Below are 14844 nucleotides of genomic sequence, written 5' to 3' on the forward strand. Positions count from 1 at the left end.
ACTTCGCCCATTGATTGAGGATCACCAAGGACATAGACATGAGCCAGAACGCTCGGGAAGCGATTCTCGATGCCGCGAAAACAGCGGCGCAGACTCACGGTTACAACGGCATCAACTTTCGCAGTATCGGCGCAGTGGTCGGTATCAAGAACGCCAGCATCTACTACCATTTTCGCAGCAAAGCCGACCTCGGCGCGGCGGTTGCCGAACGTTACTGGCAGGACGCGGCCAAGGTTTTGCACGACATTCGAGAGGCCAATCCCGAGCCGCAACGCTGCCTGGCGATGTACCCGTCAATCTTTCGCACCTCGCTGGAGAACGGTAATCGGCTGTGCCTCGTCAGCTTCATGGCCGCCGAGTACGAAGATCTGCCGGAGCCTGTCAAAGACCAGGTGAAAAAGTTCGCAGAAATCAACATCGAATGGCTGACGCAGGTGCTGGCCGCGGCCGGGTCGGCCAGTGAAGAACGCTGCAAGGCGCGCGCCCGGGCGATTTACGCCGCGGTGGCCGGCGCGCAGTTGGTCGCCCGGAGCCGAGGCGATATTGCGCTGTTCGATGAATTGATCGGCAGCTATGCGGCGGCGGGGCTGATTTCAATGGACCTGTCTGCATGACAGACCCGCAAGCCTGATCAGCGCTGTCAGCCATCAAAGCCGCGGCCTCGGAATCTGGCCCCGCGCCGCGCCTCTCGCTTTGCTTGCGCTTAATGCGGGGGCTCAACTCAAGCGTTCAATTGCCAGGGCAACACCGGCGCCATACGCCGGATCGGCCTGCGTACAGTGTTCGATATGGCGCTGTATCGACTGCGCCGACGCGCCCTTGATCGCACGTGCGGTGTTGTCGAATAGCGCGTTTTGCTGCTCGGAACTCATCAGGCGGAACAGTGCCCCCGGTTGCGAAAAGTAGTCGGTGTCTTCGCGATGGTTCCAATGCCCGGCGCTGCCGTGCAGGGCCAGCGGTGGCTCGCGAAAGTCAGGTTGCTCGACCCATTCGCCATAGCTGTTGGGCTCATAGCCGAGGGTACTGGCAGCGTTGGCGTCGGTGCGCATCTGGCCGTCGCGGTGAAAACTGTTGACCGGGCAGCGGGGCGCATTCACCGCAATCTGGTGGTGATTGACGCCGACGCGATAGCGCTGTGCATCACCGTAGGAAAACAAACGCGCCTGGAGCATTTTATCCGGCGAAAAACTGATGCCGGGCACGACGTTGGCCGGGTTGAACGCCGCCTGTTCAACATCGGCAAAGTAATTGTCCGGGTTGCGGTTGAGTTCAAGCAGGCCGACTTCGAGCAACGGGTAATCCTGGTGCGGCCAGACTTTGGTCAAATCGAATGGATTGATTGGATAGGTGGCAGCATCGGCCTCCGGCATGACCTGTATAAATAGCTTCCATTGTGGAAACTGGCCTTGCTCGATGCTGGTGTACAAGTCCCGCTGGGCGCTTTCGCGATCAGTGCCCACGAGGGTCGCGGCTTGTTGATCGGTCAGGTTCGCGATTCCCTGCTGAGTCTTCCAGGTGAACTTGACCCAGAAGCGTTCGTTGACCGGGGAAATGAAGCTGTAGGTGTGGCTGCCGAACCCGTGCATGTGGCGGTAGGACTGCGGCAGGCCACGATCACTCATGACGATCGTGACTTGATGCAGCGCCTCGGGCAGTAGCGTCCAGAAATCCCAGTTGTTCCTGGCGCTGCGCAGGTTGGTGCGAGGGTCGCGTTTGACAGCGTGATTGAGGTCAGGAAACTTCAACGGGTCGCGCAAGAAGAATACCGGAGTGTTGTTGCCCACCAGATCCCAATTGCCTTGCTCGGTATAGAACTTGATGGCAAAGCCGCGAATGTCGCGCTCGGCATCAGCGGCGCCACGCTCGCCGGCGACGGTCGAGAAGCGTACAAAAATGTCGGTGCGTTTACCCACGCCGGAAAACACCTTGGCCTTGGTGTAACGGCTGATATCGTGGGTGACGGTAAACGTGCCAAAAGCGCCTGAGCCCTTGGCATGCATGCGCCGCTCTGGAATAACCTCCCGATCGAAATGCGCAAGCTTTTCCAGCAGCCAGACATCTTGCAGCAGTGCCGGGCCGCCTGGGCCGGCAGTTTGCGTATTGTTGTTGTCGACCACTGGCGCGCCAGCGGCGGTCGTTAACTTGTTCATGGGCGACTCCCGGCATTTTTCGGTGTTATGACTGATGCGTCTGTGTCTGAGAAGGACGCGCAATCAGAGCAAATGCCACGCCGGCGAGCTATTACACGATGGTGTCACTGGGCAATGCGAAGGTATAGGCAGGCTGTGAGGCAGTCGTGAGGCGAGCCGAAATCCACTCCCGGCTATAAGCCAGCACGTGCTGTGCAGTGGCGGTCGGGAAATGGATAAACCCGTGCGGACACTCCGGCAGCATCTGCAATTCGACCGGCGCCGACTGACGCCAGCGCTCGGCAATCAGCACGGTGTCATCGCGCAGCGGATCGAGTTCGCCGGCAAACAGCAGCGCTGGCGGCAAACCGCTGAAGTCGCCATACAGCGGCGATAATGGTGGCTGGCGTCGCTGCTCGTCCGTCATGTCCGGGGTGAGCAGGCGCAACGCCGCGACCATCCCGGGGCCGTCGAGCACCAGCGTGTCCGCTGACGCCGTGCGCACGCTGGGCGTTCCGGTCAGGTCGTAGACGCCGTAATACAACAGCGCGCCGCTGATTCGTCGCAGCAGCGGCGGCGATGCTTTCAGGGCGAGCAGGGTGGCTGCGGCCAGGTGTGCGCCCGCCGATTCGCCGACGACAACGACGGGCAATCCGCTCAATTCGTCGTCGCTCAAAATCCCGCGAGTGGCGCGCAGACAGTCTTCCAGCAATCTTTCGATCGGCGTCGACACGGCCAGCCGATAGTCTACTGACACCACCACGACGTCACAGGCATTGACGATGGCGATGTTGAAGTTGTCATTCATCTGCGCATTGCCGATCACCCAGCCGCCGCCATGAAAATCCACGACCACGCCTTTGGCCTGGCCCTTGGGGCGAATAATCCGCACGGGCACTGAATCAAACGTCCTGCGTTCAGCCGTCAGTCCATGCTGACGCAACTGGCCTGCGCGGCCGACCTGACTCACCCGCAGCAACGCCTGAATCAACCGTGGCGTGAGGCGATTGCGGATCTTGAAGCGCGGCAGCCAGGCGAGTTTTTTATTGAAGGCGCGCACCTGCGCCAATTCGCGCTCGCCGTGTGGCCAGGGGAAATCGCTCATGTGCGATTCTTCATCAGGATCGAGAAGTTCAGCGCCGCAGCGACGCACAGCCACGCCAGGTACGGGAACAAAATCAGCCCGGTGACCACGTCCAGTTGCAGCGCCAACACCACCATCGCCGCGACTACCAGCCACAGCACCAGCAGAATCACCAACGCCGCCAGCACTTGATGCGCGCCGAAAAACACCGGCGTCCACAACGTGTTCAGCGCAATCTGCGCTGCCCACAAGGCCAGCACGGTTTGACTGCCGGGGATCAAGCTCAAGCGATAACCGGCCCAGGCCAGCAACAGGTAGATGATCGTCCAGGCCACGGGAAATGCCCAGTTGGGTGGGGTGAAGGAGGGTTTGTTCAGCGATTCGTACCACGCGCCGGGTTTGAACATCACACCGGTGGCCGCTGCTGCTGCGCAGGCCAGAAGAAATATGAAAAACGTCATTGCCAGTCCTTAGCTGTGATCAGCTGTTATGGAGAGTTAAGAAGAGGACGCCCCGCTGCGCAAAAAGTTTGCCTGGAAAAGCAAAATCGCCGTTTGTTTGAACTAAAACCTGACCGGCTCATCAGGATAATCAGCTGCCCACTTTCACTGACGCGGATACCAGCATGCACACCTACCACATCGAATACCGATTCAACGGCGAACCCCGTACTTATCTGCTCGAACTCAACGATGCGCAACTGCCCGCGCACGCTGCAGCGATGCATCTGCTGGAACTGCATCTGGGCGATGCGGAAAACAGCCTGGTCATGCCCACGGCGGATTCGACGCCGGAGCAGGTTCTTGAGCAGGCTCAGCGGGTCGGTTTGACGGATATTAAGGTGGCTGTTCGGACGGACTGACTCTCACTGTCAATCGCATTGCTGGCCAGTCACGGATTGGCCGCTGCGCTCCCCGCCACTGCAATAGCGATCCCTGCCTTTCTGCTTCGCGGCATAGAGCATCTTGTCAGCGGAATCGATCAGGCTGGCGGGGGTGACGTCATGTTCGGCAGGCCTGCCAACAGCGATACCTGCGCTGGCCGTGACGTGACCTTGCGGATGGGCAGTGTGTTCGATTCGCAATGAGCGAATGGCCTCCAGTATTTCCTGAGCAACGAGCGCCGCGCCTCGGATATCGGTATTGGGCAGCAACACGGAAAACTCCTCCCCGCCATACCTGACCGCCAGATCACCCGGCCGCTTTAACGCTTGTGAAATCGCCATCCCCACAGCGCTCAGACAGTCGTCACCCGCCGCATGCCCATAGGTATCGTTGTAAAGCTTGAAGTGATCAACGTCGATCATGATCAGCGAAATGGACGAACCTTGCCGTCTGGCCAAACGAATCTCATCAACCAGAGCAGTGTCCAGACGCCGCCGGTTGGCCAGCCCAGTGAGGCTGTCGGTCAATGCCATGTCTTTCATGGCCTGGTGTGCACGACGCAAATCCTTTTCCATCACCATTCTTTGGCGCAACTGCCGCAGGACGATCAGTCCGAATACGCTGAACGCAGCAATCACCGACAACAACACAAACCCGGTTTTGATCAGATCCCAGCGCCAGGGCGCGATGATGGATTCGCGCGACAGCCCTGTTTCAACCACCAACGGGTATGTGGTCAATGCTCTGTAACCATACAAACGCTCCGTGCCGTCGACGATGGCCCTGACCTCGGCGATGCCTTCATTGGCAACGGGCAGGTAATTCTTGAAAACTTCACTGTCGGCGAGGCTCTGGCCGATGACCGAGGCGATAAAGGGACGGCGTACCAGGATTGTTCCACTGCGCAGCGCCAGGACCAGTGCGCCCTTGTCGTCGATCTTGAAATCGCCGTAGTAGTCGACGAAATAACTGACTTTGATGGTCCCCAGCAACACGCCGGCAAAGGAGCCATCCGGGTTATTCAAGCGGCGCGAGATCGGGATGATCAGGTCGTCGGTGGACTTGCTTTTGACGACCTCGCCAATACGCACATTTCGGTCGGTGTGGGTACGGTGATACTGGAAGTAATCGCGGTCGGCGTTGTTTGCCGGATCCGGGATGATTTCCTTGTCGGTGACTATCCATTGCCCGTCCGGGCCGTAAATAAACAGTCCATGCAACTGCGGCATCAATTTGGCCTGCTGGACCAGCAGCTTGTGGATGCGGGGCGCATTGATGTTTTGCAATCCATCGCCTTCTACGCGCTCGCCTAAAGCGGCGGTCAATACGTCCACCTGGCGAATGGCGTCCTCGGCATGCTGCGCTGTGGCCCGCGCGAGGTTCGTGACCGAATCGCGCGCCGACGAGAAGGCCGCATGATAGTCACGCCACGTCCGCCATCCCTCCACACCCAGAAAGGCCAAAATGACCGTCAGCATGAAGATGACCGTGAGGCGAAAGGCGGCTATATCGCTTGCCGCTTTGATCGGGGCCGTTTCTGCGGCGTCATGCCCCTTATTTTCGGGCGATGTGCGACCGAGCATATGAGGGTCCTTATGCGTGTCCGCTTTCATCCTGAGATGATGACCGCGGTTTTCCACTGGGGATTCAATTTATCGCTCGAGGCATGCGCGGGATCCGCCGTCGGATCGTTCGTAGCCTTGCCGTGTCAACATGGGTAATCGGGTCTGCTTGGAGGGAACCTTGTGAGCGAAATCATCACTGCACGTGACTTGAACATTGACCTTCTGGAGGCCAGCGAAACCGGCCTCTTCAAATGGCTGCTCGCCAGTTTTCTGATGGGTAAAAGAATTCAGGGCGCGATTGCTGCCAGGGCGTATCAGGTCATAGTAGAGCAGCATCAGAAAGATACGCCGCAAAAGCTTGCGCACTGTACGCACCGTCATTTGGTCTCGATGCTGGGTCAGGCGCATTACGTGCGTTACGACGAGAGCACGGCGTCGCGATTGCTCGCGTTGGCAAACAAGCTCAACACCGAGTATGCCGGCAAAGTGAGCAACATCGTGGCAGCGAGCGCTGACCGTCGGACGCTGGAAAAACGTCTGGCCGAGTTTGAGGGGGTAGGGCCCAAGACCATTGAAATATTCATGAGAGAAGCAGCCTCCGTGCTGTTCTGAATGTCCGGTGAGGGTTCATCTCTTTCAGGCGCAGACGCAAGCCTCACATCAAAGCAAATCTTCCCGTTGGTTCGCTGGCGGTGTCCTCATCGGCAAAATTATTCGGCAGCAGGGTGCCCATTCCGAACACGTTTACCGCCATGCTGACCCGTAGTCCGCGACAGGCCTGTTTGCAGTCAAGCTCAAAACCGGCGGACGCTTGCTCCATCAGGTGTTGAAAATAATCTGAAGTCAGCGCCGAGACTTTGCTGTTTTTCATATTGATCACCTCGAGCAGGTGGCGACCCCGAAAGCGGGGCCGCCTTACGGGATTCAGACATCTTTGCCTTGCACATAACCTGACCCAAGGTCAGCGCCGGTTACGGGTTCGCTGAGCGGATCAGAGGCGGTGCGAAGCTTCATGGCTTCCAGGACTTCTATGTCCGGAGCAGGAAGGCTGACAGTCGCCAGCCCATCGCCGCCATCGACCGCTGGCTCCGGACTTTCCACATACTCCCAAGCGCCACCCTCGTTCCATGGCCCGCGTACGTTTGGCTCGCCCGACATGTTGAAATACTTGTGAGTGAACTCAGGCATCCCGGCGAGTTTGCCCTGCGGGAAGTTGGGCTGGATCGCATGCAGCGCTTTCTCGAACGACTGTTGATGCGCAATTTCGCGCGTCATCAAAAAGCCCAGCGCCTCTTTCACGCCCGGGTCATCGGTGATGTTGATCAAACGCTCATAGAGAATTTTTGCCCGTGCTTCCGCTGCGATGTTTGAACGGAAGTCGGCGGTAGGTTCAGTGATTGAATCAACGTACGCCGCTGTCCACGGCACGCCTGCAGAATTGACCAGCGGTGCGCCGGCACCGTAAAGCAGACTGGTGATGTGCGAGTCGTTACCGGCTCCGTTGAGTGCACGATAGAGCTCGCCTTCTTCCTGAACGCCCTCGGCGATCTGACCTTTGGCACCCTTGTTGAGCATCACGATGATTGAGCCGACCACTTCCAGGTGACTCAACTCCTCGGTGGCTATGTCCAGCAGAAGATCTTTTCGTCCCGGGTCTTCCTCAGCCAAGGCTTGTGTGAAGTAACGGGCCGCCGCCGCCAATTCGCCATTGGCACCGCCGAATTGTTCAAGCAGCAAGTTCGCCAGGCCCGGATTGGGCTCGGCCACGCGTACGGTGTACTGAAGTCGCTTGTTATGTATGAACATGCAGATTTTCCTCAGACCAGGCTATCGCGCATTGACCCTTGCGGGTGTCAACGCATGCATAGTTTGTGAGGTGCGGGCGAAGCAGAAATTTCCTTTATTGCGGGTGGGTCTGGACGGACGGCAGAGGGCTGTAAGTTCAAGAAAAAAGACTATTGGCGCAGCTCTGATCAAGAGCCGCTGTGGGAGCGAGCTTGCTCGCGAATGCACTTCGTCAGTCAGCGGATTCAGCAGCTGATCCAGCGCTTTCGCGAGCAGGCTCGCTCCCACATCAAGTTGCCGGCTACTTGGCGATCACGCGATTTTCAACGCCTTGAGCACCACCAGCGATTGATCGGCAAACGCCTGCGCCTGTGCGGTCAGTTCGGCGATATTTTCTTGCGCAGTGAGTAACGGCTGGCCGTTGCTGACGAGTACTTCACCCTGTTCGCTGATCACACTCCACGCCAGTTGTGCCCAATCGGCCGGCTGCTGTTTGCCTTGCTTGATCGAGATCAGAAACAGTTGCTGGAAGCGGCTCACGGTCACGCCGCCGCCCGTGACCGGGCTGGCCAGCGTCTGGATGTTGGCGGCGTAGAGTGAGCGTTTGCACAGTTGCAGATTGAGCGCGGCGCAGCGTCCGCTGACCTGCGACTCGGCGGCCTCGCTCTGACACGGCGCCACAGCACCCATGCCGATCAGTACGGCGAGTGCTTGTTCGAGGTCGTCGTAAGTCAGCGGAGCCGCTTCGGTCAGCAATTGGCGCATCGATTTGGCGGCATAAGCCTGTGCCGCCAGAGCATCGAGTACCGGGCCGTAGATCTCTGGTTGCAGCGTCGCTTCGCCGGCAGGGCCGGTGACCGAGCCCGCTACGGTCTCCCAGGGTTGCAGCAGCACGAAACGCGTGTGGAGCATCTTCGCGCGGCGTTCGGCAGCGGACAGCCGGGTCGCGCCACGCACGTACAGATCGCGGCGGAAGTGCTGATTGACGAAATAGTCACGCGCCTGTTCGCGCATGATCGGGTGTTCAATGGTTTCCAGGAAATCCATGCCTTCGGCGCTCAGGTTCAGCGGGTCGACTGAGTCCAGCGGCACGGCCGTGGTGGCGTAATCGAGCTTGGCCGGAGCCAGCGCGTCGACCATGTCGGCGAAATACATGCAGTTCCAGTCGCGATTGAAATATTCGTGGGCGACGTAGTGACGGTCCTGGCCTTTGATGCTCTGCAAGCGCGCGCCGAGACTCGGCGCCGCGGCGGCGTATTTGGGATTGGCCGCGAGCAGCGCTTCGGAAAATTGCAGCGCGGCGTCGATGCGCTGATCGGAGCGCGACGAGGCGTTGGCGAACCGGTCGTGCAGGCTGAACAGATTGCGCAGCGGCGCCGAGGGCGACCAGCCCGGGAAACAGTTATAGCTGACGTAGAGCATGCCGCCCGGCTTGAGGTGGCGGCGGGCGAATTCGACAATCAGTTTCTGGTTGTCGCGGCTGACCCAGGTCCAGATGCCGTGCAGGCTGATGCTGTCGAACTGTGGCAAATCGGTACGCGCCAATAGCTGCTCGAAGCTGTCGTCATAGAGACGGGCGCCATTATTCGCAGCGGCCGCGAGGTCGATGGCATGGGCGGCCATGCCCGGGTGGAAATCCGTGCCGACAAACCCACCCGGATTGGCCGTGGCGTGGATATTGATCGACACGCCCTGACCAAAGCCCAGCTCGCAGTGAACGCCATCGGTGTTTTCCAACGTGGCAAAACCGCGCAACAACAGGCAGTAACGCAGGAACACCGGATTGATCTCCCGGCTATAGCTGTAGGTGTAGCCTTCGTCGGTGAAATAACCTTCGTTCCAGGCGTTGCTCATGGGTACAGCCTCTTGTTATCGGAAGTAATGGCAGTCTTATAAGGGGTTGTGATTGTGCGCGACAAGTAGAAAAACCGGTTTCGCGGACTCTTCAGCTCAAGCATGTTGCGCACGCGAAGATTGCTGTGTTCGTGCCGGCAGCTCGGCGGACTCGGGCAACGAGGCGACATGCACCGTGCGCGCCGGGAAGGCAAATGCCGCATCGAGCTCGGCCACCGCTTCCATGATTGCCAGATTGATTCGTTGCTGTACGTCCATGTAAACGTTGTAGCTGGCGTCCAGAACGATATAGACGGTTTCGAATTCCAGCGCGCTTTCACCAAAACTGCGGAAATGGCAGCGGTCGAATCGAGCCTGTTTTTCCTGCTTGATGATCGCTTCAACCCGCTGCGTGAGCTGCCGAATCTGTTCGCTGGTGCATTCGTACGTCAGACGAAATTCGAACACAATCCGGCGCTCCTGCAAGCGCTTGTAGTTCTGGATGGTGCTGCCGATCATGTCGGCGTTGGCCATGACGATCTGCTCGCCGCCCAGACTGCGGATGCGCGTGGTCTTCAGGCCAACGTGCTCGACCGTACCGGCCAGCGTGCCGACCACGATGAAATCGCCCACCTCAAACGGCTTGTCGACGGCAATCGACAGCGAGGCAAACACATCGCCCAAAATATTCTGCACCGCCAGCGCTACCGCGATACCGCCGACACCGAGGCTGGCGACAAACGCGGTGATATTGACGCCCAGGTTCGACAGCATCGCCAGCAGCACCACCGCCCACAACAGCACCCTGACACCCCACAGGCTCAAGGTCGCCAGGGCGCTCGCCTGAAACGTGCCGGTCGCGCTATGTCGCGAGAAATAACGATGCAGCCCGAGCGCCAGCGCGCGGTTGGTCCAAAGGCCGACCTGCAACGCCGCGACCACGAACCACAGACTGCTAACGCGCCCGAGCCAGCGCTCCGGCAAATCCAGCAAACTGATCCCGACCAGAATCGACGCCAACAACAGCAACGTGGTACTGGTCGCCGACAACACTTCGCTGGCCATGTACGTCAGATGACCGTTGCCGGCGCTGGCCCGGGCCTGGACCTTGCGAAAAGCGAAACGAATGGCCGTCGTGGTCAGCAGGTAACTGATCGTCGCGGCGAAAAACGCCACAAGCCAGTTAGCCAACGAGATCCCTAAAATCATGTGTGCCGTGAAAAAGCCTATGAAATCCTCAGTCATTGAAACCCCCTTGCGAAGCCTGCGACGACGCCAGCGCCGAAGCGCACCGCCGGCAGCAGCCAGGTAAGCGCCGCTTGCGCGGGCGGTGCCGCCAAGTGGCCTGTCTGGGGTTAGTTACCCTGAGATTCGGGCTGTTCAATCAAATGCAGATTCGCCGGATCGAATGGTCACGCCTGGCACAACGAATGACAGAAGATGCCGACGCTTAATCGTAGGCGAACTGGTCGATCAGTCCGAGACGAGGAACACGCGTGTTTCGCTGCAATAAAGCGCCCGGAGCGATCACTGCGTTAGCGCCGATCTTGCAGCCGTCACCCACCAGCGCGCCGAATTTATTAACGCCTGTTTCTATCACATGGCCTTCGTGGCGGATTTTTATATCAGCCCCGTCCAGTTCGTTACGATAGTTCGCGATGATCGCGCCGGCTTCAATATTGACCGCTTCGCCAATCAATGAGTCGCCGACGAAATTGAAGTGAGCCAGCTTGCTGCCATCCAGCATGAAGGTACTTTTCAGTTCACAGCTGGGGCCGACAATGCAGTTTTTCCCAAGATACACACCGCCACGAAGGTAAGCGCCCGCCGCGACGAAACAGCCCGCGCCGATGATCATCGCGCCCTTGAGCACAGCGCCTTGCTCGATGATGGCGGTTTCGTGAACCGCACAATTGCCTTGACGCCGGTATCCGGCGCCGAGCGTTTCAAGCAATGCCAGGACCCGGCTCTCGCAATCCTGGACCACCGCCCAAGGGGCAGTCGAATCCAGGCCCAGTAGTGGCCATCCAGCGATGTAGTCATCGATTTTGGGTAATGTCATAAAAAGCCGTCCGAATGAGTAGAGTGGGTGCCTCAAGCGTGCTCTTCGAGCCTGCGCACATCGCCCATGGAATCACGCTGCATCGACTGCAGGTTCTTCTCGATGGTTTCGCACAGCGCTTCCATCTGAATCTGGTGTTCGCTGTGGCGAAACGGGCTCTGCAGATCGGTGCCGATGCGCTCGATGGCCAGCAGCATAAACCCCACCACGGTCGAAGCCAGCGGCGTGAACCAGCCCAGGGATTCCACCAGCCCCACCGGCACAATCAGGCAGAACAGCGAAATGAACAGCCGTGGAAAATACACGTAAGGGTAGGGCAGCGGCGTGTTCGCGATCCGCTCCATGCCGCCCTGACTGTTGGACAGATCCACCAGCGTCGACTCAAGCCGCGCCAGGCGAATACTGTCCAGGCGTCCGGCCTTGTATTCCCGAGCGAGCAAAGTCGCCGAGCCGGTGAGAATATCGTTGGCAAAATTATTGGTCGTGCCACTGCGGGCGAACTCGTCGGCGGGGATAAACGCGCGCACCTCTTCGGGACAAGGCTGGCCTTGCAGATGCGCGGCAAGGCAATTCACATAGGCGACGTGGCGGCGCAACAGGGTCGACTTGACCGGATTCACCTCGCTACCGGCATCGTCCAGCAGCGTCAGCACTTGACGGGCGAAGCTGCGCGAATTGTTGATCATCGACCCCCACAGCGTCCGCGCTTCCCACCAGCGGTTATAGGCGCTGCTGTTGCGAAAGCTGATCAGCACGATCAACGCCGAGCCGAGCAAGGTCAGCGGCATCAGCGGCAGGTTCAGCTTGGTGTTGAGAAACAGCATGAAGTCCACGGTGACGGCAATGTCCCAGAGCAGCAGCCAGAACAAGGCCCAGCCCACATAGCCCAAGGTTTTGATGATCAGACGGTATTTTTTGACGATGGCAGCTTTCAAACGGAAACCTCGTGGCGAGCAGTTTGCTTAAACGCTTAAGCTCGGACGATGCTTGCGACCGGCAGTTCCGTAGTGAGGCAGTCAACCGTCAGAACGACTGAGCCAAAAGTTATTCGTCCGCTCTCTCAATGCCCCTTGAGCGCCAGGCGGGGGTTTGCCGCGCTGCCGACACACTGGATCGTCGGTCCGCCCGTTCGCCGAGCCGCCATCCCAGCAGACCCCATAGCAGTGCACACAACGCGCCGACCAATGCGGCCATGCCTGCACCCTGGCCGAGGGCGTCCAGCGCGCTTTTCGCCCAGGCGCTGATGGCGTCGCCGGCGCGGTAGACCACGGTGTCGATGACGTTCTTTGCCTTGTACTTGCTTTCGGCATCGAGCGGGGCGAACAGCATCTCCCGGCCTGGGCGCACGAAGGCGTACTCACCGATGCGGCGCACGATCATCAGCGCGGCGATAAGGCCAAAGCTGGGGGCGAAGATCAGCCCGATAAACCCCGCGCACATGACCAGCGGCACCATGGCCAACAGCACGCCGACGCCGAGCTTTTGGGCGACGCGTCCAGTGATCAACAGCTGGCAGAGCAGGGCGCCCGCCTGGACGACAAAGTCGATGATGCCGAACACACGCACCTGCGCCTCGCGGTCCGGGAAGTGTTCGGCGACGACACGTGCCTGCTCGAAGTAAAGGAAGGTGGAGACTGTCGCTAACAGCACTACAAAGCCGCAAATGCCGAGCAGATAGGGTGATTTCAAAACGGCCGTCATACCGCTGAAGGGATTGCCCGGCAATGGCCTGCGGGGGCTCTCGCTCGGCGCGGCATCGGGGCGTCCTGCGCCACCCCGTTCACGCCAGTGCATCAACTGGCGCTTGAACAACATCGCAGCGCCGAGCAGAACAGCGGCCAGCAGCATCAGGCCGGACTCGCCCAGCGGACCGATCAGCAAGGCGCTCAGCGCAGGGCCACTCAGGCCGCCGACGCTGGCGCCCGCCGCGATGAAAGCGAACAGGCGTTTGGCCTGGGCACTGTCGAATACATCGGCCATCAGGCTCCAGGCGACCGATACGACAAACAGGTTGTAGACCGATATCCACACATAAAACACTCGCGCCAGCCACGGGCTTTCCTCGCCCAGGAACAAGGCGGCGAACAACAGCAGGTTGGCGCAGAAAAATCCGTACACCCAGTCCACGAAATGCAGGCGCGGCACGCGTGCGCTGAGCCAGGCGAACAGCGGAACGGCCGCCAGCATGACGAAGAAGGTCGCGGTGAACAGCCACTGCAGGTTCTCGACGCCGGCAGTGATGCCCATCGATTCGCGGATCGGACGGAGCATGAAGTAGCCGGCGAACAGGCAAACGAACAGCAGAAAGCCATTGAGCGCGGGGCGCAGCTCGTGAGCCTCGGCATTGATGATGGCGCTCGTGCGGTGGGCGAGAAGAGAAATATCCATGGTGCGCTCCTGTGGGAGTGGCGAGGCAATGGAACGGAGCCTGCCCGTTCCAGCGGGGTCAGCGGTAGGTGACGCCGGTCAGTCGCTCGGAAAGTTGCCACAGCGCGTCGGAGTTCGAGCGATCGGCAGCGGCCGGAGGCATCTTGGCGAAGCCCAGCGGCCCGCGCTTCTCGTCATCTCCGGTGGGCCCATAGTAGGCACCGCCAACAGCCTCCAGCGCCGTCGCTGCATACAGCGTAGGCAGCGCGCCCTGCGCTGCGGAATGATATATGTCCCGCTCTACAGCCCATTGTTTGCCGAATTTACTGTCCAGGCCAGGCCCACGGGCGATCAGCTCGGTCACGGCAACGCCGGGGTGAGCGGCGATGCTGCGTATCCCCCAACCGGCGGCATCGCTGCGCTGCTGCAGCTCGATACTCCACTTGAGTATCGCCAGTTTCGATTGGCTGTAGGTGGCAAAAGGGTCGTAATTGCGCTCAGCCTGCAGGTCATCGAAGTTCAGCACTGCGCGCCCTGCGGCGATGCTCGACAGGCTGACCACCCGACCATCATCGCTTTTGCGTAGCAGCGGCATCAGCAGGCCGGTCAAGGCGAAATGCCCCAGGTAATTGGTCGCCAGCTGCATCTCGTAGCCGTCGGCCGAAACGCCTCGAATAGGCGGCGACATGATCGCGGCGTTGTTGATCAGCACGTCGAGCCTCGGCAGGCGCCCTTGCAGACGGTTGGCGAGGTCACGCACCGATTGCAGATTGGCAAGATCCAGCGTTTCGAATTGCACGCGCGCCTCGGGCACGGCTTGCTTGATGTTTGCGATCGCTTCGCGGCCGCGCTCGGCGTTGCGTGCGGCGATGATCACCTCGGCACCGGCTCGCGTCAGCGCCAGCGCGTCTTCATAGCCCATGCCGCTGGTCCCCCCGGTCACCAGCACGATGCGGCCTTTCTGGCTGGGCATATCGTTGGTTGACCAGTCCGGCTTCGGCTCCGTTCGAGTAGTAGCCTCCGCAGCCAGTGTGCCGGCCATCGCGGTAATGGCGAACAGCGTTCGGGCAGCCTTGAGGATACGTTGGGTTGCGGTATTGCCGGGCGTAGCGGGTGAATGGCTCATCGGGGAATT

The 14844-nt window shown here is 59.8% G+C and carries 15 protein-coding genes; 3 read left to right on the forward strand and 12 right to left on the reverse strand.

The window, feature by feature from the left end; genetic code table 11:
- The first annotated feature begins 38 nt into the window (after positions 1-38).
- Positions 39-614, forward strand: a complete 576-nt coding sequence (locus HU765_RS03915; protein ID WP_186619113.1) for a TetR/AcrR family transcriptional regulator — start codon at positions 39-41, stop codon at positions 612-614.
- Positions 615-716: 102 nt separating this feature from the next.
- Here the strand turns inward: HU765_RS03915 and HU765_RS03920 are convergent, their stop codons facing one another.
- From HU765_RS03920 to HU765_RS03930, 3 genes are all read right to left on the reverse strand, one after another.
- Positions 717-2150 (reverse strand): catalase, encoded by a 1434-nt coding sequence (locus HU765_RS03920; protein ID WP_186619114.1) that lies wholly within the window; start codon positions 2148-2150, stop codon positions 717-719.
- A gap of 91 nt (positions 2151-2241) precedes the next feature.
- Positions 2242-3234, reverse strand: a complete 993-nt coding sequence (locus HU765_RS03925) for an alpha/beta hydrolase fold domain-containing protein (RefSeq protein WP_186619115.1) — start codon at positions 3232-3234, stop codon at positions 2242-2244.
- Positions 3231-3674 carry a TspO/MBR family protein gene (locus HU765_RS03930; protein WP_186619116.1) on the reverse strand — a complete coding sequence of 148 codons (444 nt, stop codon included), beginning with the start codon at positions 3672-3674 and terminating at the stop codon, positions 3231-3233. Before HU765_RS03930 ends, HU765_RS03925 begins: the two co-directional genes overlap by 4 nt.
- A gap of 164 nt (positions 3675-3838) precedes the next feature.
- Between HU765_RS03930 and HU765_RS03935 the strand changes: the two genes are divergently transcribed.
- A complete protein-coding gene (locus HU765_RS03935) occupies positions 3839-4075 on the forward strand; it encodes a hypothetical protein (protein ID WP_186619117.1) in 237 nt (78 codons plus the stop codon).
- Between the two features lie 9 nt (positions 4076-4084).
- Here HU765_RS03935 and HU765_RS03940 read toward each other — a convergent pair whose 3' ends face one another.
- Positions 4085-5680 carry a sensor domain-containing diguanylate cyclase gene (locus tag HU765_RS03940; protein ID WP_186619118.1) on the reverse strand — a complete coding sequence of 532 codons (1596 nt, stop codon included), beginning with the start codon at positions 5678-5680 and terminating at the stop codon, positions 4085-4087.
- A gap of 162 nt (positions 5681-5842) precedes the next feature.
- Here HU765_RS03940 and HU765_RS03945 point away from each other — a divergent pair, with 162 nt between their 5' ends.
- Positions 5843-6274 (forward strand): DNA methylase, encoded by a 432-nt coding sequence (locus HU765_RS03945; RefSeq protein ID WP_186619119.1) that lies wholly within the window; start codon positions 5843-5845, stop codon positions 6272-6274.
- Positions 6275-6317: 43 nt separating this feature from the next.
- Here the strand turns inward: HU765_RS03945 and HU765_RS03950 are convergent, their stop codons facing one another.
- From HU765_RS03950 to HU765_RS03985, 8 genes are all read right to left on the reverse strand, one after another.
- Positions 6318-6533: a hypothetical protein gene (locus tag HU765_RS03950; protein WP_186619120.1), complete on the reverse strand. Its 216-nt coding sequence runs from the start codon at positions 6531-6533 to the stop codon at positions 6318-6320.
- A gap of 53 nt (positions 6534-6586) precedes the next feature.
- Positions 6587-7468, reverse strand: coding sequence for a manganese catalase family protein (locus HU765_RS03955; protein WP_186619121.1), 882 nt, complete (start codon positions 7466-7468; stop codon positions 6587-6589).
- A gap of 291 nt (positions 7469-7759) precedes the next feature.
- On the reverse strand, positions 7760-9301 hold the full coding sequence (locus tag HU765_RS03960; protein WP_186619122.1) for a class I SAM-dependent methyltransferase: 1542 nt from the start codon (positions 9299-9301) through the stop codon (positions 7760-7762).
- A 96-nt stretch (positions 9302-9397) separates the two neighbouring features.
- Positions 9398-10525, reverse strand: coding sequence for a mechanosensitive ion channel family protein (locus HU765_RS03965; RefSeq protein ID WP_186619123.1), 1128 nt, complete (start codon positions 10523-10525; stop codon positions 9398-9400).
- Between the two features lie 205 nt (positions 10526-10730).
- Positions 10731-11342 carry a transferase gene (locus HU765_RS03970; protein ID WP_186619124.1) on the reverse strand — a complete coding sequence of 204 codons (612 nt, stop codon included), beginning with the start codon at positions 11340-11342 and terminating at the stop codon, positions 10731-10733.
- 32 nt (positions 11343-11374) lie between these two features.
- On the reverse strand, positions 11375-12277 hold the full coding sequence (locus tag HU765_RS03975) for a bestrophin family ion channel (RefSeq protein WP_186619125.1): 903 nt from the start codon (positions 12275-12277) through the stop codon (positions 11375-11377).
- A 109-nt stretch (positions 12278-12386) separates the two neighbouring features.
- Positions 12387-13730 (reverse strand): MFS transporter, encoded by a 1344-nt coding sequence (locus tag HU765_RS03980; RefSeq protein ID WP_186619126.1) that lies wholly within the window; start codon positions 13728-13730, stop codon positions 12387-12389.
- Between the two features lie 58 nt (positions 13731-13788).
- A complete protein-coding gene (locus tag HU765_RS03985) occupies positions 13789-14835 on the reverse strand; it encodes an oxidoreductase (RefSeq protein WP_186619127.1) in 1047 nt (348 codons plus the stop codon).
- Between the last annotated feature and the right edge of the window lie 9 nt (positions 14836-14844).

It is taken from the genome of Pseudomonas sp. SWRI81, from assembly GCF_014268545.1.
GTDB lineage: Bacteria > Pseudomonadota > Gammaproteobacteria > Pseudomonadales > Pseudomonadaceae > Aquipseudomonas > Aquipseudomonas hamedanensis.

Excerpts from the sequence above, each read along its gene's own strand:
- HU765_RS03915 (WP_186619113.1), top strand. The coding sequence starts at position 39 with ATGAGCCAGAACGCTCGGGAAGCGATTCTCGATGCCGCGAAAACAGCG.
- HU765_RS03920 (WP_186619114.1), bottom strand. The coding sequence starts at position 2,150 with ATGAACAAGTTAACGACCGCCGCTGGCGCGCCAGTGGTCGACAACAAC.
- HU765_RS03925 (WP_186619115.1), bottom strand. The coding sequence starts at position 3,234 with ATGAGCGATTTCCCCTGGCCACACGGCGAGCGCGAATTGGCGCAGGTG.
- HU765_RS03930 (WP_186619116.1), bottom strand. The coding sequence starts at position 3,674 with ATGACGTTTTTCATATTTCTTCTGGCCTGCGCAGCAGCAGCGGCCACC.
- HU765_RS03935 (WP_186619117.1), top strand. The coding sequence starts at position 3,839 with ATGCACACCTACCACATCGAATACCGATTCAACGGCGAACCCCGTACT.
- HU765_RS03940 (WP_186619118.1), bottom strand. The coding sequence starts at position 5,680 with ATGCTCGGTCGCACATCGCCCGAAAATAAGGGGCATGACGCCGCAGAA.
- HU765_RS03950 (WP_186619120.1), bottom strand. The coding sequence starts at position 6,533 with ATGAAAAACAGCAAAGTCTCGGCGCTGACTTCAGATTATTTTCAACAC.
- HU765_RS03955 (WP_186619121.1), bottom strand. The coding sequence starts at position 7,468 with ATGTTCATACATAACAAGCGACTTCAGTACACCGTACGCGTGGCCGAG.
- HU765_RS03960 (WP_186619122.1), bottom strand. The coding sequence starts at position 9,301 with ATGAGCAACGCCTGGAACGAAGGTTATTTCACCGACGAAGGCTACACC.
- HU765_RS03965 (WP_186619123.1), bottom strand. The coding sequence starts at position 10,525 with ATGACTGAGGATTTCATAGGCTTTTTCACGGCACACATGATTTTAGGG.
- HU765_RS03970 (WP_186619124.1), bottom strand. The coding sequence starts at position 11,342 with ATGACATTACCCAAAATCGATGACTACATCGCTGGATGGCCACTACTG.
- HU765_RS03980 (WP_186619126.1), bottom strand. The coding sequence starts at position 13,730 with ATGGATATTTCTCTTCTCGCCCACCGCACGAGCGCCATCATCAATGCC.
- HU765_RS03985 (WP_186619127.1), bottom strand. The coding sequence starts at position 14,835 with ATGAGCCATTCACCCGCTACGCCCGGCAATACCGCAACCCAACGTATC.